A 20,779-nucleotide genomic window follows, 5' to 3' on the forward strand; every position below is an offset into this window, starting at 1 on the left:
ACTTTACCCTTCTTTCTCTTTAAAGAACATCTCGAACCGTCCTTTGTATTTACTGAACATGTATTTCATCAATATCCAGCGCAGCGGAGACATATCTTTATTATAAAAAACTGTCGTTCCCCACTTATCTTTTTCAATAAGTTGAAGTGCCCGCTGTTTATCTTCATTTTCTCGAGCAAATTTGACGAAGACTTCCTTTGGTACTCCCATCCAAAGCATGGCAGTATCTTCTTGAGCTTTTCCATAAACTGTTTCAGCAAAAGGTATTTCAAAAACACGATCTTCTGTAACAAATTTAGCCAGATTCAATCCGTTCAAAGTAACAAAGAAACTGCTGCGACCTTGACGAAGATTAATTTCAAACAACTTATACTCCCCATCACGAGGATCATACTTCATGTCGAAATTGGCAAATCCGGTATAAGAAATTTTTTCTAAAAATGCTTTTATCGTTTGATAGATCTTTTCGTTGTATTCAGGCATGATTGCTACGTAGTTGCCAATAGCTTCAGGGGAAGGATCTTCTAAAAGCGGATGACCTAGACACATCATTCGAACCTGATGCTGCTGATCAACGTACGCATTCAAAACACGCATATTACTATCGTCACCTGGAATAAAGTCTTGTGCAATCATCTCACTAGTATAGCCTGCTTGATAAATACGAGCCAAAATTGTATCGAATTCTTCCCGCGTATCAAGAATAAACGCTTTTTTACGTCCTTCAAAATCTACAGACAGCCATTCTACACTATTTGCAGGTTTCAGGGCTACAGGAAATGAAAAAGGCAATTCCTGATTCAGCTGTCCATTTTCCAACATGTTTTCTCTAATAATCAACGTTTTAGGATATGGCAATTGATACTCTTCACAGATGTCATAAAAGCTGACCTTGCTAATTAAACGCTCGAGTAGAGCAAAATCAACATAAGGGCAAATAAACCATTCTGATAATTCTTTTTTATGCAAAGAAACTAATTCAGCATAGCCATCACCACAAGCAATCAACAAGTATTTTGTATTAGGATCATTAAATCTTTCTCTTCCTAATTTCCGCATTTCTTCAATAAAAACGGGATCTTTGTCAAATCCTGATATGGTATGGACATTTACTATTTTTGTATATTTAGTAGGAGCCAGCTGTAATCCAGCATAAGCCTCGCTAACTAACCCGTACGCCTCATGAAAAGAACGAGCCATCCCATACACATTAATGTCACTGCCTAATAAAATCGGTACAAATTTTTGCTGTTTATTCATCTACACTACACCTTCTCGTCTTAATCCTTGATTATCATACCATAAAGAAAAATGCAAGCAAAGCTAAGTCTTTGAATTGCATTTTTCTTTATAACTATTTGGCACTTTCTAGTGCTTTTTTCAAGTAATGACCAGTGTAGCTCTCAGGGACTTCAGCAATTTCTTCTGGTGTTCCAGTTGCTAGAATTGTCCCACCACCGTCGCCGCCTTCAGGACCTAAATCAATAACATAATCGGCAGACTTAATTACATCCAAATTATGTTCAATTACCAACACTGTATTGCCTGCATCAACAAAACGCTCTAAAACTTTCAATAAACGAGCGATATCGTCTGTGTGCAAACCAGTGGTCGGTTCATCCAAAATATAAAAATTCTTACCATTTGAATTTTTGTGCAGCTCACTCGCCAGCTTCATCCGCTGAGCTTCCCCACCAGATAAAGTCGTTGCTGGTTGTCCCATTGTTACATATCCTAAACCAACATCCACAATTGTTTGAAGCTTACGATGGATTTTTGGAATATGCTTAAAGAATTCGACTGCATCTTCAACAGTCATCTCCAAAATATCCGCGATATTTTTTCCTTTGTAATGAACTTCTAAGGTTTCAGAATTGTATCGCTTACCATGACAAACTTCACAAGGCACATAAACGTCTGGTAAGAAGTGCATTTCAATTTTTATAATTCCATCTCCACGACAGGCTTCGCAACGCCCACCTTTAACGTTAAAGCTAAAGCGACCCTTTTTATACCCTCGAATCTTTGCTTCATTAGTTTTAGCAAACAAATCACGAATATCATCAAATACGCTAGTATAAGTTGCTGGGTTACTTCTTGGTGTTCGGCCAATTGGACTCTGATCAATATCAACCAGTTTTTCGATACTCTTATAACCGGTAATCTTCTTATATTTCCCTGGTTTGTTAGAATTTCGATTCAACTTTTGAGCCAGCGCTTTTTTCAATATTTGATTAACTAAAGTTGATTTTCCAGAACCAGAAACTCCAGTTACAGCTACAAATTTTCCTAAGGGAAACTCAACATCCAAATTCTTCAGGTTGTTCTCAGCTGCTCCAGTAACCTTTATATTCTTCCCATTGCCCTTACGACGTTCTTTAGGTACTGGAATTTGTCGTTTACCAGACAGGTATTGACCAGTTAAAGACTTTTCATTTTCAGCAACTTCATCAGGTGTTCCTGCTGCAACAATCTCTCCACCTTGATCACCAGCTCCGGGGCCAACATCAATTAGGTAGTCGGCTGCTCGCATAGTATCTTCATCATGCTCAACCACAATTAACGTATTTCCTAAATCACGCATTTTTTGCAAGGACCGAATTAGGCGATCGTTGTCTCGCTGATGCAAACCGATCGAAGGTTCATCTAGAATATACAGTACTCCTGACAAGTTAGAGCCAATCTGCGTTGCCAACCGAATTCGTTGCGCTTCACCACCTGATAACGTTCCAGCAGCACGACTTAGGGTTAAATATTCCAATCCAACATTTTGTAAAAAGGTTAAACGGTCACCAATCTCTTTTAGGATTGGACGAGCAATCATCGTTTCTTGCTCACTTAGATTCAATCCATCAAAAAATTCCAACGCTTGATTAATCGAATCTTCACTAACTTGACCAATGTTGGTTCCATTGACCTGCACCGATAACGCTTGAGGATTCAATCGTAATCCATGACAAGCCTGACATGTCAATTCAGTCATATATAAGCGCATTTGTTCACGGGTAAAATCACTGTTGGTTTCTCGGTAACGACGATCAATATTAGGCAAAATTCCTTCAAAAGGAACTTCTACATCACGGACTCCGCCAAAATCATTTTCATAGTGAAAATGGAAATGTTCACCGTTTGATCCGTGTAAAATAATATCTTGGTGCTCCTTCGGTAAATCCTCAAAGGGAGTATCCATATCAATGCCAAAGCTTGTACAAGCTTGCTCCAGCATCTGTGGATAGTATTGAGAACTAATTGGATTCCAAGGTATGAGCGCTCCTTCTCTAAGCGTCTTAGTCTGATCAGGAATTACTAGCTCTGGATCAACCTCCAATTTCACACCTAATCCATCGCATTCTGGACAGGCTCCAAATGGCGCATTAAAAGAAAAAAGTCGAGGTTCTAGTTCGCCAACTGTAAAACCGCAATATGGGCAAGCATAGTGTTCGCTAAATAGCATCTCTTCTTGGCCGATTACATCAACTAAAGCATAGCCATCTGCTAAACGTAAAGCAGCTTCAAAAGAATCAAACAAACGAGACCGAATTCCCTCTTTCACAACGATCCGGTCAATAATAATCGCAATATCATGCTTTTTATTTTTTTCTAACTCAGGTGCTTCGGATACATCATATACCTCGTCATCAACTCGTATTCTTACATAACCTTCACGCTGAATCATTTCAAAGATTTTTTTATGCTGACCTTTTTTCTTAACCACAACAGGAGCTAATATTTGAATTTTCGTTCGTTCTGGAAGTTCTAAAACCTTATCAACCATTTGCTCTACAGACTGTGAAGTAATTTCGATATGATCGTTAGGACAAATAGGGTGTCCCACGCGAGCATAAAGTAACCGTAGGTAATCATTGATTTCAGTTACCGTCCCCACAGTTGATCGCGGATTTTTACTAGTTGTTTTTTGATCAATTGAAATCGCTGGACTAAGACCATCAATACTATCTACATCCGGCTTATCCATCTGTCCTAAAAATTGACGAGCATAAGCAGAAAGACTCTCTACGTAACGACGTTGTCCTTCCGCATACAACGTATCGAATGCCAATGAACTTTTTCCTGAACCTGATAGTCCCGTGACAACAACCATTTTGTCACGGGGGATCGTGACATCAATATCTTTCAAATTATGGGCTCTAGCACCATGAATCACTATTTTATCGTTTGCCATAATTCTCTCCTTTACAAATGAAATATCATTTTTTATTCTGCTGCTTTTAATTCTAGGATCGTATCTCGCAAAGTGGCAGCTGTTTCGAAGTCAAGTGTTTTTGCAGCTTCTCGCATTTCATCCTCTAATTTTTCAATCATCAAATTACGTTCTTCTTTAGACATCTCATCATAAGAACTAATATCATATGCTCCGACTTCTTCGGCAACTTTGCTGATAGCAATCAAATCGCGAATTTCTTTAATAATTGTTTTTGGAACAATGCCATGATCCTCATTATATTTCTGTTGGATATCACGACGACGAGCTGTCTCATCCATTGCTCGCTGCATTGAATCAGTAATCTTATCGGCATACATAATTACTTTACCTTCAGAATTTCGCGCTGCCCGACCGATTGTCTGTACCAATGAACGTTCGCTTCGCAAGAATCCTTCTTTATCTGCATCTAAAATTGCTACAAGGGAGACTTCTGGAACATCCAAGCCTTCTCGAAGTAGATTAATCCCCACTAAAACATCAAACTTGCCTAAACGTAAATCACGAATGATTTCAGTACGTTCTAGAGTTTTGATATCACTGTGAAGGTATTTGACCTTTATGCCCAATTCTTTGAAGTAATCTGTCAAATCTTCAGACATTTTCTTAGTTAAGGTTGTGACAAACACCCGCTCGTTTCTTTCAGAACGTTCGTTAATTTCACCAACTAGATCATCGATCTGCCCCATAATTGGACGAACTTCAATCACTGGATCCAATAATCCTGTTGGTCGAATAATTTGTTCAACTATAGTATCTGTTTGAGTATCTTCATAAGGACCAGGAGTAGCTGATACATAAACTATTTGATTAACACGCTCTTCAAATTCCTCTAGTCGCAAAGGGCGGTTGTCTAAAGCTGAAGGTAAACGGAACCCATAATCAACCAGCATTTGTTTTCTAGCACGGTCACCATTGTACATTCCACGAACTTGCGGCATTGTAACATGAGATTCATCAATGACCATCAAGAAATCATCTGGAAAGAAATCGATCAGTGTAAATGGTGGTTCACCCTCTTTACGACCATCCATGTGTCGCGAATAGTTTTCAATCCCTGAGGTATACCCCATTTCTCGCAACATTTCAATATCATAGTTTGTACGCTGCTCTAAGCGTTGTGCCTCCAAAAGCTTGTTTTCACTACGCAAAACTGCTAATCGATCCTCTAATTCTTTTTGGATGCCGCTAATAGCTATTTCTAAATTGTGTTCGTTAGTTAAAAAGTGAGTAGCTGGAAAAATAGCAACATGCTCTGTTTCTCCAACAACTTCGCCAGTCAAGGCATCTACTTCGCGAATACGATCAATTTCATCGCCAAAAAATTCTACCCTTAAAGCTCGTTCATCACGGGAAGCTGGAAAAATTTCAACTACATCTCCGCGAACACGAAAGCGTCCTCGCTGAAAGTCAATGTCATTGCGTTCAAACTGTATATCAATTAAATTGCGCAGCAATTGGTTGCGGTCCATCTCCATGCCAACTCGCAAAGAAACCACCTGTTCTTGATATTCCTTAGGAGATCCTAAGCCAAAAATACAAGATACAGATGCTACAACTATAACGTCATTTCGCTCAAGCAAAGCGCTTGTTGCCGAGTGACGAAGTTTGTCTATCTCATCGTTAATACTGGAATCTTTTTCTATATAAGTGTCGCTAGATGGCACATAGGCTTCAGGTTGATAATAATCATAGTAACTTACGAAATATTCAACAGCATTGTTGGGGAAAAACTCTTTAAACTCACCATACAATTGTCCTGCCAATGTTTTGTTGTGGGCGATAATTAACGTAGGTTTGTTTACTTCCTTAATTACGTTAGAAATGGTATACGTCTTACCTGTACCCGTCGCCCCCAAGAGAATTTGTGCTTTTTTTCCATTTACTACTCCTTCTGATAATTGACTAATAGCCGTTGGCTGATCACCAGCTGGTTTATAATTGGAATGAAGGTCAAAAGTATTACCCGTTTCTCTTTCTATCACACAAACGTCCTCCTTTTTCTTCAATACATAGAAGAATTTCTCAGTCACAAATTATAGCACACCGAACATATTTTCGCCATTTTTTCTTCTTTATTTTATAGTGTTCTTACAGTTTCCTTAAAATAAGTCGTGTTAACTTTTGTGACATCTCATGTTAGGATTTTTTTATTTTTTTTGATTCAAATGCTTGAAGCACTTGTTTTCTTTAGCCTGTCTAACATATAATAGATCAATGATAAAACTATAGGAGGTTTGTTATGAAAAAACGAAGACTTTTATCATTCTTAATACTGTTGGTGGCAAGTATTATAACGCTGGGTTTCAGTGAGAAAAGTCATGCCGAGACGACCTACAAGATAGGAACTGACCTAACTTTCGCTCCCTTTGAATTTCAAGATTCGGACGGTAATTACATCGGAATTGATGTTGATTTAATCAATAAAATAGCGGAAGATCAAGGTTTTAAAGTTGATTTGCGTCCTTTAGGTTTTGACAGTTCGATACAAGGTGTTCAGTCTGATCAATTAGACGGAATGATTGCTGGAATGAGTATCACAGATGAACGAAAAAAAACATTTGATTTTTCTGATCCATACTTTGACAGCGGAATTCAAATGGCTGTTCACAAAGATAACAGCGACATCACAAGCTATGATGATTTAAAAGGAAAAACAGTTGCTGCTAAAATTGGGACAGAAAGTGCTACTTTTTTAGAAGAAAATAAAGACAAATATGGTTATAGCATTAAGCAGTACGAAGCAGCTGATGCGTTATATAATGCATTGAGCAACAATAACGTTCAAGCTATCTTTGATGATTATCCAGTTTTAGGTTATGCCGTAAATAATGGGCAGCCTTTCAAAATGATAGGTGATTATGAGGTTGGTAGTTCTTATGGTTTTGCCGTTAAAAAAGGTCAGAACAAAGAATTACTGGACAAATTTAATAAAGGGCTAAAGGACTTAAAAGCTGATGGTACTTATGATGAAATTGTCAGCAAATATATTTCTACTGGCTCAGGTACTATTGCTCCTTCTGGAGAAATGAAAAAAATTGAACCAAAAAAAGATACTTATGTTATTTCCAGTGATTCTGCCTTCGCTCCTTTTGAATACCAAGACAGTGACGGTAAGTATAAAGGTATTGACGTGGATTTGTTAACTCGAGCAGCGGAAATGCAGGGATTTAACCTTCAATTCAAATTTATTGGCTTCTCTTCTGCTATGCAGGCGTTAGAGTCTGGTCAGGCTGACGGTATGATCGCCGGTATGACTATCACGGATGAGCGGAAAGAAAATTACGATTTTTCTAAACCATATTTCAAGAGTGGTATTCAATTAGCGGTTGCAAAAGATAACAATGATATTAAGGCGTATAAAGATCTTGATGGAAAAACAGTGGGTGCTAAGGTTGGTACTGAAAGTGCTGATTTTCTAAAAGCTCACCAAGACGAGTACGGGTATACCATTAAGAACTTTGATGCAGCTGATCAATTATATGATGCTTTAAAAGTGGGTTCTATTGATGCAATGATGGATGATTATCCCGTTATTGGTTATGCAGTGCAACAAGGACAGGACTTGAAAACCCCAATAGAGCGGGAATCTGGTGGAGAATACGGTTTTGCTGTTAAAAAGGGCCAGAATCCAGAGTTACTGGAAATGTTTAATGAAGCGCTGGCAGAGATGCAACGTACCGGTGAATATGACCAGATTCTTAGCACACACATTGGCGATGGCAGCACCTCTGAAAATACCGATAGTGTTGATGAATCAACAATTGGTGGACTGTTAAAAAATAACTATCCTGCTTTATTAGAAGGCCTATGGAAAACTATCGTTCTTGCTTTAGTTTCCTTTGCTCTTGCCTTAGTTTTAGGTGTAATCTTTGGTCTATTCAGAGTATCTCCAGTTAAGGGACTGCGTTTGTTTGCAGGTATTTACATTGATGTAATTCGTGGAATTCCTATGATGGTATTGGCCTTCTTTATTTTCTTTGGCCTTCCAGGTATGACCGGAATTACTATCCCTGACTTTCTTGCTGGTATCATCACCTTAACCTTAAACGCAAGTGCTTATATTGCTGAAATTGTCCGCGGCGGAATCAACGCTGTACCAATTGGACAAATGGAGGCATCACGCAGTTTAGGTTTATCTTACAATAAAACAATGCAAAAAATCATTTTACCGCAAGCAATCAAGATAATGATTCCATCCTTCATCAACCAGTTTGTTATCAGCTTGAAGGATACTACCATTATTTCAGCAATCGGCGTGGTCGAATTGTTGCAAACTGGAAAGATTATTGTGGCCCGTACTACTCAAAGCTCCTATGTCTACTTGATTATTGCAATCATGTATTTAATCTTGATCACGCTGTTGACTAAATTAGCAAATCGCTTAGATAAGAAGGTGAATTAAGATGAGTGAAAAAATTGTTGTTAATCATTTAGTAAAAAAATTCGGCGACAACACCGTTTTGAACGACATTAACGTGACTATAAAAGAAGGTGAAGTTGTTTGCATCATCGGTCCTTCAGGTTCTGGTAAATCTACTTTTTTACGTTGTATGAATCGATTAGAAGAACCCACTGAAGGTCAAATCATTATTGATGGGCAAGATTTAACTGACAAGAACACAGATATCAATTTAGTTCGTCAGCATATTGGAATGGTGTTCCAACACTTTAATCTGTTCCCTCATTTAACTGTATTGGAAAATATTACTTTAGCCCCTTTAGATTTAAAAGGAGAAGCTAAAGAAAAAGCAAATGAACGGGCAATTGAATTGTTAGAACGGGTTGGACTTGCTGAGAAGAAAGATGTTTATCCTGATAGCCTTTCTGGCGGACAGAAACAACGGGTTGCCATTGCTCGAGCTTTAGCAATGAATCCTGACATCATGTTGTTCGATGAACCAACCTCTGCGCTCGATCCTGAGATGGTTGGGGATGTATTGAACGTTATGAAAGATTTAGCACATCAAGGAATGACTATGGTTATTGTTACCCACGAGATGGGCTTTGCCAAAGAAGTGGCCGATCGGGTAATGTTTACTGATGGTGGAAAGATTTTGGAAGATGGTACTCCAGAACAAATCTTTAACAATCCGCATAATCCGCGAACACAAGACTTCTTAAATAAAGTATTGAATATCTGATATTAAAAATGAAGTTGCCTCGCATGCTGAGGCAACTTCATTTTTATCTATACGCTTTTATCGCTTCAATTAATTGAGATTTAGTAACAGTCGCTTTGCTACGAGCAATTCCATCATTTTTGTCAAAAGCTAACTCTACAATATGTTCAATTTCAGCATCATTTAGCTGTATACCTAAATTTTTAATAGTCACTGGTAAAGAAAGTTGTTGGAAAAATCTTTGATATTCATTTAGCTCAGGTCGATTTTCAGACATCAAATGGATAAGTGTAGTTACAGCAATAATTTGCCCGTGACTAGCCTTGATCTCATTACCAAAACGGCTAGTCAAAGCATTGTGTAAAGCATGGGCAATGCTTAACCCTCCCGATTCAAAACCAATACCGCTTAGTAAAGTATTAGCTTCCACCACTGATTCAAACTCTGGAGTCACACGTTTTTCTCTATTCGCCTCAAAGGCAGCCACACCATTAGCTAGTAACACCTCTCGACATTTTTCCGCCAAAACTTGTGCTGCTAAAGTAGGATGACTACCTAAAGTATTGAGTCCTTGATTTTCCCAAACAGTTCGAGCCTCTACAAAAGTTGATAAACCATCTGCGATTCCAGCAGCTAAAAAGTGAACTGGACTATTGACTAAAATAGCAGTATCAACAAAAATGAGATCTGGTCCTTTTGAAAAATAGTTATATTTTTGGAAATAACCATTTTTATCATAGGCAACTGAAATTCGAGAAGCTGGTGCATCTGTTGCTGCAGAAGTTGGCACAACGATACAGGCTTTCTTTTCATGTAATGCAATTGACTTACCTAAATCAATTGCGCGTCCACCACCCAGCGCTAAAACAAATTCAATCTCTTCAGGTACAGCTGGCTGGTCCCCCACATCTACTAACCAAACAGTTAAATGATAGCCATTTTCAGACATACGATAAATCAGATCTTCACCGATCAATTGATAAACAAACATATCTGTAACAATCATCCCTTGCTTGCCATACTGCAACAGCTTATCAAAATGTGAATCTAAAATACTTTCTCCTTGAAGATACATTCCTGGGCTAACAAAAATTCTTTCCATTTCTTCCCCTCACTTTTTAATTTAATCATAGCTTAGTTTTTCAAGGAAGAAAAGAAAAAAAGTGCCGCCTAAGCGACACTTTTCTAAAATTATTGAGCAATTTCAGTTACGATACCTGAACCTACTGTACGCCCACCTTCACGAATAGAGAAAGTAGTTCCTTTTTCTACCGCAATTGGATGAATCAAGTCAACATCAATTGTTACATTATCACCAGGCATTACCATTTCAGTATCAGCTGGTAAAACGATGTTACCTGTCACATCAGTTGTACGGAAGTAGAATTGTGGACGATAGTTGTTAAAGAATGGCGTATGACGGCCACCTTCTTCTTTCGTCAAAACATATACTTCAGCCTTGAATTTTGTATGTGGTGTAATTGATGCAGGTTTAGCAATTACTTGTCCACGCTCGATTTGGTCACGGGTAATCCCACGTAGTAAGACTCCTACGTTGTCTCCAGCTTCGCCATAATCCAAAGTTTTACGGAACATTTCTAGTCCAGTAACAACGGCTTTTTGAGTTTCAGGTTTGATTCCCACGATTTCAATTTCATCACCGACATTTACTTTCCCACGGTCGATACGTCCAGAAGCAACAGTACCACGACCAGTAATTGAGAAGACATCTTCCACAGGCAGTAACAATGGTTTATCTGTGTCACGCTCTGGAGTTGGAATGTATTCATCCACAGTGTCCATTAAGTCCATGATTACTTGTTCTTGTTCAGCATCGCCTTCTAAAGCTTTCAAAGCAGATCCTTTCAAGACAGGAATATCATCGCCTGGAAAACCATATTCAGATAATAATTCGCGTACTTCCATTTCAACTAGATCAATCAATTCTTCATCATCAACCAAATCAACTTTATTCAAAAAGACGATTAAGTGTTTGACACCAACTTGACGTGATAACAAAATATGTTCACGTGTTTGTGGCATAGGACCATCAGTTGCAGAAACAACTAGAATTGCACCATCCATTTGGGCAGCACCGGTGATCATATTTTTAACATAATCCGCGTGTCCTGGCGCATCAATGTGAGCATAGTGGCGTTTTTCAGTTTCATATTCTACGTGAGCGGTATTAATTGTAATCCCACGTTCACGTTCTTCAGGTGCAGCATCGATACTTGCATAGTCCTGAGGGTTTGCAAGACCTTTTTTGCCTAGTACCGTTGTGATTGCTGCCGTTAATGTTGTTTTCCCATGGTCAACGTGTCCAATGGTACCAATATTAACGTGTGGTTTACTTCTATCATAATGTTCTTTTCCCATAATAATACAAACCTCCTAGATGAATTGAGCTCTTATGAACTCACGGCTCCATTATAAAGCTTTTCGCAAAAAATTGAAAAGATTTACACTTTTTACTAATTGTAAGTAACCGTGAACATATCATACATCAAAATTGGTCAAAGTCAAAATAATTTGTCTCGCATTTTCAATAGACGAATATGCGAGACTAAGGGATAATAGTAAATAAAATAGAGGTGTACTATGAGCATTAATGAAATTATTCAATACTTAAATGACCATTCATCGGATAAATACAAAAAGAATATCATCAAATTAGGCATACCAGCTGCCAACACAATTGGTGTAGCAACTCCAGAGCTAAGGAAATTTGCACGACAGTTGCCTAAAGAGAAGGAGTTTCTTTTACAATTGTGGGAAACTGGCTATCACGAATGCAAAATATTAACTGTTCTTTCTTTGAAACCAAAAGATTGTACAAAAAAAGACATTATTGCTTTAATAGGTGGGGTACAGTCCTGGGATCTTTGTGATCTTCTATGTAAATCAATTCTTATCAAACTAAACTATGATGCATTTATTCGTGAATGGATTACTTCGGAGGAGCTTTTTAAAAAACGAGCTGCCTTTACCTTGATTGCTAGTACCTCAACCCATGCTGATTTATCTTTAAGTGAGACCGAAAACTACCTGCAGCTGATTAAACTTTATGCAGAAGATGATCGTTTATTAGTGAAGAAGGCCGTTTCCTGGTCCTTACGGGAACTAGGAAAAAAAGATCTAACAAGTAAAGAGCTGGCAATTGAAACGGCTAGGGATTTATTGGCTGAGGATTCAAAAGCTAAACAATGGATAGCTAAGGACGCCTTGAAAGAATTAGAAACCTTAGTCAAAGCAGAAGGCCGTTCTCGATTAATTTCTAACAAATCAAAAATGGGTAAACAAACCACGCAATCAGCAGAGTTTTAATAGGAGGAAAATACAATGAACTCTTTTGAGAAAGAATTTCAACAAATTCCAGCTGAAATAAAACAAGCTTGGAGTTCCAGCTTTGTCTTCGTTAAGGATAGCGATAAATTCTGGCATTTTCCGGCAAGACAATGGTCAGATGAACAAATTAAGGAATACTTTTTAAATCGCTACCAATCGGAAAGCCACTTTGTTACTCATCTGAATCATCGGGTAAAGCAGCTAATTGTAGTAGACCATCCAGAATTACTTGTCATCGTTCCATTATAAGCAGAGAGGAATCTTTTTATGCCTTTGTTAGAATTAAAGAACATTAGTTATGAGAACAATCAGCAATTGATTATCAATCACCTTAGTTTAGATGTAGCAGCCAATGATTTTTTGACCATATCCGGACCGTCCGGTGGAGGAAAAAGCACTCTCTTGCGGTTGATTGCTTCTTTGGCTACGCCTACTTCTGGGGAAATTGTTTTTAATGGCAAAAACCAAACGGAGTATTCCTATACGGAGTATCGAAGAGAAGTTTCTTATTGCTTCCAACAACCCACCCTCTTTGGTAATAGTGTCCGTGATAATCTTGTCTTTCCTTATCAATTAAGGGAACAGAAACCCGACGAAAAAGTAATTCTTGAGCATTTACGAATGGTTGATTTGCCAAGTGTTTACCTTGATAAACCCATCACCCAATTATCAGGTGGTGAGCGTCAACGCGTCGCCCTTATTCGCAACATTCTATTTTTGCCAAAAATTTTATTATTAGATGAAGTAACTGTCGGATTAGATGAAAAGAACAAAGAGATTATCCAGCAACTGATTACGCACATTCATCAAAAACAGGTAACAATTCTTCAGGTTACGCATGATGAGGCTGAAATAAAGTCAGCCAGTTCTATTAAATGGATCAAAGGAGGACGCTTAAGCAATGAATCTATCGGTCAATAATTTGTCTTTAGTGCTTTCTTTTGGTCTAGTGCTGATTGCTGTAGCGATCAGCTATAAAGAAAAGCTAGATTTGTCAAAAGATATTTTCTACAGTATTTTTCGAGCAGTTATTCAATTAGTAATTGTCGGTTATGTCTTAAAATACATTTTTCAAGTAAACAACAATTTTTTAACTACTGCTATGAGTCTGTTTATTGTCTTTAATGCTGCTTGGAACGCGCATAAACGTAATCCAAGTCAATACAAGAAATATATTCATTCGTTACTGGCGATTTTAATCAGTACCTATGTTACATTAGGTGTTTTAGTTTTATCTGGAGCGATTCAATTTATTCCTTCACAAATTGTGCCCATCACTGGTATGATCGCCAGCAATTCAATGGTAGCCATCGGTTTGTGTTACCGTAATTTGAATACTCAATTTCACGATCAGCGTCAACAGGTTTTAGAAAAGCTGGCTTTAGGTGCTTCCGTTAAACTGGCAGCCAAACCCATTCTTCAATACAGTATCAAAACAGCAATGCAGCCAACAGTTGATTCTGCTAAGACTGTCGGACTAGTAAGTTTACCCGGCATGATGTCGGGTTTGATATTTGCTGGATTGGACCCAGTCCATGCTATCAAATATCAAATCATGGTTACTTTTATGCTGCTTTCTGCTACCAGCTTAGGTTCTATCATTGGCGGATACAATGCTTATAAAAACTATTTTAACGAACATCACCAGTTAGTCGATTAACAAATTCTAGAACTAGATAAAATGGCCAAGACAAAAAAAGGGTTACGATCATTTTTTTACGATCGCACCCTTTTTTTTTAAACTAATAAACCATACAATGTTTGATTCTCACTTAAATCAATATAATTCGGATCAAATTGCTTGAGGTTTTCCAACAATGCTGGCAAATCCTCTTTGCGCTTTAGTAAAATCCCTAACATAACCGGTCCAGATCCACGATTAATTTTTTTCGTGTATTCAAACCGAGTAATGTCATCATCCGGGCCTAATACCTCAGTCACAAATTCCTTCAATGCACCTGGACGCTGTGGAAAGCTCACTACAAAATAATGCTTCAATCCTTCATACATCAATGAACGTTCTTCAATTTCGGCCATCCGATTTATGTCGTTATTGCCGCCGCTAATAATGCAAATAACTGTTTTCCCCTTGATTTCATCTTTCAATGGTTCCAAGGCAGCCACACTTAAAGCACCCGCCGGTTCAGCAACAATTGCCTGCTTACCATACATTTCTAAAATTGTCGAACACACTAATCCTTCTTCAACAGTGATTAATCCATCTACGTACTGGCTAGCATGGGAATAAGTTATTTCCCCGACTTTTTTAACTGCTGCACCATCGACGAATTTATCAATTTCGTCTAGTTCAATTGGTCCTTCATTATCAAAGGCCGCTTGCATAGAGGGTGCACCTGCCGGCTCTACACCAATAACTTTAGTAGTTGGTGATGTATTTTTTACATAAGAAGAGACTCCACTGATTAATCCCCCACCACCAATTGCAGCTAGGACATAATCTGGCTTGAATCCTTCCCGCTCAGCATCGGTCATCATTTCCAACGCCAAGGTTCCTTGACCAGCAATGATATTGGGATCATTGAAAGGATCAATAAAGGTCATTCCATTTTCTTCACAGTACTTGCGCGCAGCTGCCGCAGAAGCATCAAACGTATCACCAACTAAGAATATCTCAGCATTATTGCCGCCAAAAAACTGGACCTGGGACACTTTTTGCTGCGGGGTTGTACTCGGCATAAAAATAGCTGCCTGTGTATTCAACTCCTGGCAAGTATAAGCGACTCCTTGTGCATGATTGCCTGCACTGGCACAGACTACGCCTTTTTGTAATTGAGCCTTTGATAGTTTTTTTATTGCATAGTAAGCCCCTCGAAGTTTAAACGAGCGAACCTTTTGCAAGTCTTCTCGTTTAAACAACACATTGGCTTGATACTTTTCCGACAAATAACGATCATATTGGAGCGGGGTGTGTGTGACTGAGTTCTTTAATAATTGATAAGCAGTCCGCACATCACTATCTTTGACGATTTGCATCTTCCACACTCCTCATTTAATTAGTCTTTGCGAGACACGAATGGCATCATCTTACGTAATTCAGCGCCCACTTGTTCAATTTGATGTCCAGCACTTTCTTCACGCATTTTCTTGAATTCAGGGAAGCCTTTTTTGTTGTCTTCAATAAATCCGTTAGCGAAGTTGCCGTTTTGAATATCAGTTAAGACTTCCTTCATGTTTGCTTTTGCTTGCTCAGTGATTACGCGAGGTCCTGATACATAATCGCCGTATTCAGCTGTATTAGAAATTGAATCGCGCATTTTACCAAAGCCACCTTCATAAATCAAATCGATGATCAGCTTCATTTCATGACACACTTCAAAGTAAGCCAATTCTGGCTGGTAGCCAGCTTCAACTAATGTCTCAAAGCCTGCTTCGATCATGCTTGTCAAACCACCGCATAGAACTGCTTGTTCACCGAACAAATCAGTTTCAGTTTCTTCTTTGAAGGTTGTTTCCAAAACACCTACTCTTGTTGCACCGATGCCTTTAGCATAAGACAAAGCAACTTCACGAGCAGTTCCTGTTGCATCTTGGTAAACAGCAAACAATGCTGGAACAGCGAAACCTTCAGTAAAGGTACGACGAACTAAATGTCCCGGTCCTTTAGGTGCTACTAAGAATACGTCTACGTCTTTTGGTGGTTCAATTACATCAAAATGGATATTAAATCCATGAGCGAAAGCTAAGGCATTGCCCGCTTCTAAGTTCGATTTGATTTCATTTTCGTACAAAGCACCTTGGATTTCATCCGGTGCCAAAATCATGACTAATTCAGCTTTTTTAGTTGCTTCACCCACTGGTAATACTTCAAAACCATCTTCACGGGCAGCATCGGCAGATTTCCCTTCACGAGCACCAATGATAACTTCATGGCCTGTATCACGTAAATTTTGAGCATGGGCATGGCCTTGAGATCCATAACCAATAATTGTAATTGTTTTTCCTTCTAGTACATCTTTTTCTACTGCATCATCATAATAAACTTTAACCATAAATTTATTCTCCTCCGTTTTTCAACTATCTATTAAAAGCAAAATTTGCGATTAACCTCTGGTAAATCCGGTAACACCGGTACGAGCCATTTGTTTGATTCCATATGGCTTTAGCACATCAATACAGGCATTAACTTTATCCGTTGATCCGGCAACCTGCACAACAATTGATTTTAGTGAAACATCAACGATATCCGCCCGAAAAGGGTCAATCATTGCTTGAATCTCTGAACGAATCGGCGCAGGCGCGTTTACCTTCACTAGCGCCAGCTCTCGTTCTAAATGAGGCTCATCGGTAATATCCGAAACCTTGATTACCGCAATTTGTTTGTTTAACTGCTTCGTTACTTGTTCCACCTCGGCCAGCGTATCGGCTTGGATAATCATTGTCAGCCGAGAAATCCCCTCGACTTCGGTTGTTCCAACAGAAATATTTTCAATATTTACCTGTCTGCGATTTAAGATACTTGTAATTCGACTAAGTGTTCCTGATTGGTTATGGACCTTCGCTGTTATCATTCGTCGCATCCTAATCCACCCCCAGCATCTTATCATTTGGTTGTCCGGCAGGAATCATCGGCAGTACATGCTCCCGATTATCTACCACAACTTCTATCAGCATAGGACCTTTAGCTGCAAATGCCTCCCGCAGCTGCTGATCCAAACTTGCAGGATCTGTAATTTTAACGCCTTTAATGCCATAAGCTTCCGCCAACTTCATAAAGTCCGGCTGTACATCTAACACAGACTGTGAGCGGCGTTCATTAAAGAAACGCTCCTGCCACTGACGAACCATGCCCAATGAGTGATTGTTCATTAAAACAAATTTGATATCCAGATTGTAAATATTTAAAATTGCCAATTCCTGATTGGTCATCTGGAAACCGCCATCTCCTACAAAAACAACTACAGAACGGTCTTTTTCACCAAATTTTGCACCAATCCCAGCTGGAATCCCATATCCCATCGTTCCTAATCCACCACTAGTAATTAGCTGGTTAGGGAAACTAAAGGGATAAAATTGCGCAGCCCACATCTGATGCTGTCCAACATCCGTTACCACGTAGGAATTTCCTTCAGTGATATCCGCCACAATTTCAATTACTTTTTGCGGCTTAATCACCTCATCGCTATCTTTATATTGGAATGGATAATTTTCTTTACGCTCCTGACAAAGCTTCAACCACTCACTGCATTCTGGTTTTTCTACTTGCTTTTCCAGCATTTGCTGCAGGGCAATTTTCGCATCAGCAACAATTGGAATATCAGTAGGAATAATTTTGCCAATTTCTACTGGATCAATATCGATATGAGCAATCACAGCATCTTTCGCAAAGGCATCAGGATTACAGGCTAAACGATCATCGAAACGACAGCCAATGCTTAGTAAGAAGTCTGCTTCCATCATAGCCATATTGGCTCCATAGGTTCCGTGCATCCCGCCCATTCCCAAAAATAGTTCGTGGTTGTCTGGGAAAACACCTAAGCCTAGCAAGGTAGACACCACTGGTACTTCATAACGTTTAATCAGTTCGCGCAGCTCTTCACTACCTCCAGCTGCTGCAACACCCCCACCTACCAGTATAACTGGTTTATGAGCCTTTGAGAGCTGTTTCATTAACCGATCAATCTGTATTTTTGATGGAATGGTATTTGGCTGATAACTTTCTAAATGAACTACGTTGTCACATTCAGCATAAGCTTCTAGTACAGTCATGTCCTTTGGCAAATCAATTACAACAGGTCCCTTTCTGCCAGTGGTAGCTATATGAAAAGCCTCGTGAACAATTTTAGGCAGCTCTTCAATGTCGCGAACCTGGTAATTGTTTTTTGTTATCGGTAAGGTAATTCCTAGAACATCCGCTTCCTGAAAAGCATCTTTCCCAATCCCAGGTGTGGTTACTTGACCGGTAATTACTACTAAAGGGACAGAATCGCTCATCGCATCTGCAATCCCAGTCACCGCATTTGTAGCTCCCGGCCCGCTAGTTACAATAACAACTCCTGGTTTTCCTGTAGCTTTAGCATAGCCTTCAGCAGCATGGACAGCCCCTTGCTCATGACGGGTCAAAATATTCGGGATCGTTGTTTCATCATAAAGAGCATCATATAAAGGCAGAACTGAGCCTCCAGGGTAACCAAAAATGATTTCTACGCCCTGTTTATGCAAGCAATCTAAGAGCAAATGAGCCCCTGACATTTTTTGCCGTTTTTGTGCTTGAGTCTTTACTTTTTCCATAGCGATTCCTCCTATTCTTCTGGCAGCTTCATAATTCCACCGGTATGTGCTGAAGTGACAAGTGCTGAGTATCGAGCTAGCCAACCTTTCTTCACTTTCGGTGTAAATTTTGGTAGCTGATCTTTGCGTTTCATCATTTCTTCTTCAGAAATATCAGCATTTAAAGTCCGATTAGTTAAATCAATCGTAATAGTATCACCATCTTGTACCAAGGCTAAAGGACCACCTGCTGCCGCTTCTGGAGAAACATGTCCCACAGCAATTCCCCGAGTTGCTCCTGAGAAACGCCCATCCGTGATTAAAGCAACGTCTTTTCCTAAGCCGCGTCCAACAATACTAGAGGTTGGGGCCAACATTTCCGGCATTCCCGGTCCACCTTTTGGCCCTTCATAACGAATAACCACCACATGACCTTTGCCTACGGTATGATTATCAATAGCTTCGACTGCTTCATCATGTGAGCTGAAGCAAATAGCTTTACCTTTGAAGACCTTGATACTTGGGTCTACACCACCAACTTTAATGACACTTCCCTCAGGAGCAATATTTCCATAAAGAATCGACAAACCACCAACTGGGCTGTAAGGATTCTCCTTGGGATGGATCACTTCTTCATTTTTAATGGTCCAATCCTTAACGCTTTCTCTTAGGGTCTTGCCGGTCACAGTAATTCGATCTGGATGAATAGCTCCGTCAATTGATACTAGCTCATTGATAATTGCTGGAACACCACCGGCTTCATGTACATCGTGCATCGAATACGCTGAAGATGGGGCAATTTTTGATAAATAAGGTACTCGTTTAGCAATTTCGTTGATCTCTTCTTGGTTGTAATCAATTTCTGCCTCATTTGCAATGGCTAATGTATGCAAGACTGTGTTTGTTGAGCCCCCCATTGCCATATCTAAAGCGAAGGCATCGTCAATTGCTTCCTTCGTTACGATGTCCCGCGGCTTAATCTGCTTCTTCACTAAGTCCATTAGTTGAACTGCTGATTTCTTCACTAATTCTCGACGCTCATCAGATACAGCTAAAATCGTTCCATTCCCTGGAAGAGCCAAACCAAGCATTTCCAATAAACAGTTCATTGAGTTAGCAGTAAACATTCCAGCGCAAGATCCACAGGTAGGACAAGCATTTTGTTCCATAAAGTTAAAATCGGCTTCAGACATTTGCCCTTCTTTAAAAGCTCCAACAGCTTCGAACATGGAAGATAATGTCGTTTGGTGACCAGTAGGATCAATCCCTGCTTTCATTGGTCCGCCTGAGCAGAAGATTGCAGGAACATTGGTACGCATAGCGGCCATAATCATTCCTGGCGTGATTTTGTCACAATTTGGAATATAAAATACCCCATCAAACCAATGAGCATTGATAACCGTTTCTGCTGCATCAGCGATCAATTCGCGACTCGGTAGTGAGTAACGCATTCCTATATGGCCCATAGCAATACCATCGTCAACACCGATCGTATTAAACTCAAAAGGGATACCTCCAGCTTCACGAATGGCCTCTTTGGCAACATCCGCTAATTCTCTTAAATGAACATGTCCTGGGACAATATCAATATATGAATTACAAATTGCAATAAAAGGTTTGTTCATGTCCTCAATATTTTTTACTTGTCCGGTTGCATAAAGCAAACTACGGGCGGGTGCTGCATCAATTCCTTTTTTAATCTGATCGCTTCTCATTCGTTTCATCTCCCTATTCCATTTAAAAAAGCATCCCAACAACAAAGTGGGATGCTTTTGCAAGAATCCCATTCCTTAACGCAAATAGGACTCAAACATTCGGATAAACATTCCTCCGGTGTTCTAAGTCCTGTACTCAATAA

The 20,779-nt window shown here is 39.3% G+C and carries 16 protein-coding genes; 6 read left to right on the forward strand and 10 right to left on the reverse strand.

Annotated features, from left to right (window positions below; all coding sequences use genetic code 11):
* Positions 1 to 3 precede the first annotated feature (3 nt).
* The 3 genes from I588_RS21385 to uvrB form a co-directional block, all read right to left on the reverse strand.
* Positions 4 to 1,260 carry a carboxylate--amine ligase gene (locus tag I588_RS21385; protein ID WP_010758799.1) on the reverse strand — a complete coding sequence of 419 codons (1,257 nt, stop codon included), beginning with the start codon at positions 1,258 to 1,260 and terminating at the stop codon, positions 4 to 6.
* A 94-nt stretch (positions 1,261 to 1,354) separates the two neighbouring features.
* Complete coding sequence (gene uvrA, locus I588_RS21390; protein ID WP_010758798.1) at positions 1,355 to 4,183, reverse strand: excinuclease ABC subunit UvrA; 2,829 nt, start codon at positions 4,181 to 4,183, stop codon at positions 1,355 to 1,357.
* Positions 4,184 to 4,215: 32 nt separating this feature from the next.
* On the reverse strand, positions 4,216 to 6,207 hold the full coding sequence (gene uvrB / locus I588_RS21395; RefSeq protein ID WP_010758797.1) for an excinuclease ABC subunit UvrB: 1,992 nt from the start codon (positions 6,205 to 6,207) through the stop codon (positions 4,216 to 4,218).
* 257 nt (positions 6,208 to 6,464) lie between these two features.
* Here uvrB and I588_RS21400 point away from each other — a divergent pair, with 257 nt between their 5' ends.
* The gene (locus I588_RS21400) at positions 6,465 to 8,627 is read left to right on the forward strand and encodes an amino acid ABC transporter substrate-binding protein/permease (protein WP_010758796.1); all 2,163 of its coding nucleotides are present in this window, start codon (positions 6,465 to 6,467) and stop codon (positions 8,625 to 8,627) included.
* 1 nt (position 8,628) lies between these two features.
* The gene (locus I588_RS21405) at positions 8,629 to 9,366 is read left to right on the forward strand and encodes an amino acid ABC transporter ATP-binding protein (protein ID WP_010758795.1); all 738 of its coding nucleotides are present in this window, start codon (positions 8,629 to 8,631) and stop codon (positions 9,364 to 9,366) included.
* Between the two features lie 43 nt (positions 9,367 to 9,409).
* On the opposite strand, the gene I588_RS21410 is transcribed toward I588_RS21405, so the two are convergent.
* A complete protein-coding gene (locus tag I588_RS21410; RefSeq protein WP_010758794.1) occupies positions 9,410 to 10,447 on the reverse strand; it encodes a glycerol dehydrogenase in 1,038 nt (345 codons plus the stop codon).
* 89 nt (positions 10,448 to 10,536) lie between these two features.
* Positions 10,537 to 11,724: an elongation factor Tu gene (gene tuf / locus I588_RS21415; RefSeq protein WP_010758793.1), complete on the reverse strand. Its 1,188-nt coding sequence runs from the start codon at positions 11,722 to 11,724 to the stop codon at positions 10,537 to 10,539.
* 222 nt (positions 11,725 to 11,946) lie between these two features.
* Between tuf and I588_RS21420 the strand changes: the two genes are divergently transcribed.
* The 4 genes from I588_RS21420 to I588_RS21435 are packed head-to-tail and all read left to right on the forward strand — an operon-like array spanning position 11,947 to position 14,353.
* Positions 11,947 to 12,672: a DNA alkylation repair protein gene (locus I588_RS21420; RefSeq protein ID WP_010758792.1), complete on the forward strand. Its 726-nt coding sequence runs from the start codon at positions 11,947 to 11,949 to the stop codon at positions 12,670 to 12,672.
* A gap of 15 nt (positions 12,673 to 12,687) precedes the next feature.
* Positions 12,688 to 12,942 carry a hypothetical protein gene (locus I588_RS21425; RefSeq protein ID WP_010758791.1) on the forward strand — a complete coding sequence of 85 codons (255 nt, stop codon included), beginning with the start codon at positions 12,688 to 12,690 and terminating at the stop codon, positions 12,940 to 12,942.
* Between the two features lie 18 nt (positions 12,943 to 12,960).
* On the forward strand, positions 12,961 to 13,614 hold the full coding sequence (locus I588_RS21430; RefSeq protein WP_010758790.1) for an ABC transporter ATP-binding protein: 654 nt from the start codon (positions 12,961 to 12,963) through the stop codon (positions 13,612 to 13,614).
* Positions 13,595 to 14,353: an ABC transporter permease gene (locus I588_RS21435; RefSeq protein ID WP_010758789.1), complete on the forward strand. Its 759-nt coding sequence runs from the start codon at positions 13,595 to 13,597 to the stop codon at positions 14,351 to 14,353. Before I588_RS21430 ends, I588_RS21435 begins: the two co-directional genes overlap by 20 nt.
* 77 nt (positions 14,354 to 14,430) lie before the next feature.
* On the opposite strand, the gene ilvA is transcribed toward I588_RS21435, so the two are convergent.
* Genes ilvA through ilvD form a run of 5 tightly spaced genes read right to left on the reverse strand, consistent with a single transcriptional unit; the run spans position 14,431 to position 20,636 of the window.
* Positions 14,431 to 15,687 carry a threonine ammonia-lyase IlvA gene (gene ilvA / locus I588_RS21440; protein WP_010758788.1) on the reverse strand — a complete coding sequence of 419 codons (1,257 nt, stop codon included), beginning with the start codon at positions 15,685 to 15,687 and terminating at the stop codon, positions 14,431 to 14,433.
* Positions 15,688 to 15,707: 20 nt separating this feature from the next.
* Complete coding sequence (gene ilvC / locus I588_RS21445) at positions 15,708 to 16,703, reverse strand: ketol-acid reductoisomerase (RefSeq protein ID WP_010758787.1); 996 nt, start codon at positions 16,701 to 16,703, stop codon at positions 15,708 to 15,710.
* A 51-nt stretch (positions 16,704 to 16,754) separates the two neighbouring features.
* Positions 16,755 to 17,231, reverse strand: coding sequence for an acetolactate synthase small subunit (ilvN, locus tag I588_RS21450; RefSeq protein ID WP_034694235.1), 477 nt, complete (start codon positions 17,229 to 17,231; stop codon positions 16,755 to 16,757).
* Between the two features lies 1 nt (position 17,232).
* Positions 17,233 to 18,942, reverse strand: coding sequence for a biosynthetic-type acetolactate synthase large subunit (gene ilvB / locus I588_RS21455; protein WP_010758785.1), 1,710 nt, complete (start codon positions 18,940 to 18,942; stop codon positions 17,233 to 17,235).
* 11 nt (positions 18,943 to 18,953) lie between these two features.
* Positions 18,954 to 20,636: a dihydroxy-acid dehydratase gene (gene ilvD / locus I588_RS21460; protein WP_010758784.1), complete on the reverse strand. Its 1,683-nt coding sequence runs from the start codon at positions 20,634 to 20,636 to the stop codon at positions 18,954 to 18,956.
* Positions 20,637 to 20,779: the final 143 nt, after the last annotated feature.

The sequence above is a fragment of the Enterococcus pallens ATCC BAA-351 genome (assembly GCF_000407485.1).
GTDB classification, from domain to species: Bacteria; Bacillota; Bacilli; order Lactobacillales; family Enterococcaceae; genus Enterococcus_A; species Enterococcus_A pallens.

Bases quoted from the DNA above. Each gene is read 5' to 3' on its own strand.
- I588_RS21385 (WP_010758799.1), bottom strand. From the start codon at position 1,260: ATGAATAAACAGCAAAAATTTGTACCGATTTTATTAGGCAGTGACATT.
- uvrA (WP_010758798.1), bottom strand. From the start codon at position 4,183: ATGGCAAACGATAAAATAGTGATTCATGGTGCTAGAGCCCATAATTTG.
- I588_RS21400 (WP_010758796.1), top strand. From the start codon at position 6,465: ATGAAAAAACGAAGACTTTTATCATTCTTAATACTGTTGGTGGCAAGT.
- I588_RS21405 (WP_010758795.1), top strand. From the start codon at position 8,629: ATGAGTGAAAAAATTGTTGTTAATCATTTAGTAAAAAAATTCGGCGAC.
- I588_RS21410 (WP_010758794.1), bottom strand. From the start codon at position 10,447: ATGGAAAGAATTTTTGTTAGCCCAGGAATGTATCTTCAAGGAGAAAGT.
- tuf (WP_010758793.1), bottom strand. From the start codon at position 11,724: ATGGGAAAAGAACATTATGATAGAAGTAAACCACACGTTAATATTGGT.
- I588_RS21420 (WP_010758792.1), top strand. From the start codon at position 11,947: ATGAGCATTAATGAAATTATTCAATACTTAAATGACCATTCATCGGAT.
- I588_RS21425 (WP_010758791.1), top strand. From the start codon at position 12,688: ATGAACTCTTTTGAGAAAGAATTTCAACAAATTCCAGCTGAAATAAAA.
- I588_RS21430 (WP_010758790.1), top strand. From the start codon at position 12,961: ATGCCTTTGTTAGAATTAAAGAACATTAGTTATGAGAACAATCAGCAA.
- I588_RS21435 (WP_010758789.1), top strand. From the start codon at position 13,595: ATGAATCTATCGGTCAATAATTTGTCTTTAGTGCTTTCTTTTGGTCTA.
- ilvA (WP_010758788.1), bottom strand. From the start codon at position 15,687: ATGCAAATCGTCAAAGATAGTGATGTGCGGACTGCTTATCAATTATTA.
- ilvC (WP_010758787.1), bottom strand. From the start codon at position 16,703: ATGGTTAAAGTTTATTATGATGATGCAGTAGAAAAAGATGTACTAGAA.
- ilvN (WP_034694235.1), bottom strand. From the start codon at position 17,231: ATGCGACGAATGATAACAGCGAAGGTCCATAACCAATCAGGAACACTT.
- ilvB (WP_010758785.1), bottom strand. From the start codon at position 18,942: ATGGAAAAAGTAAAGACTCAAGCACAAAAACGGCAAAAAATGTCAGGG.
- ilvD (WP_010758784.1), bottom strand. From the start codon at position 20,636: ATGAGAAGCGATCAGATTAAAAAAGGAATTGATGCAGCACCCGCCCGT.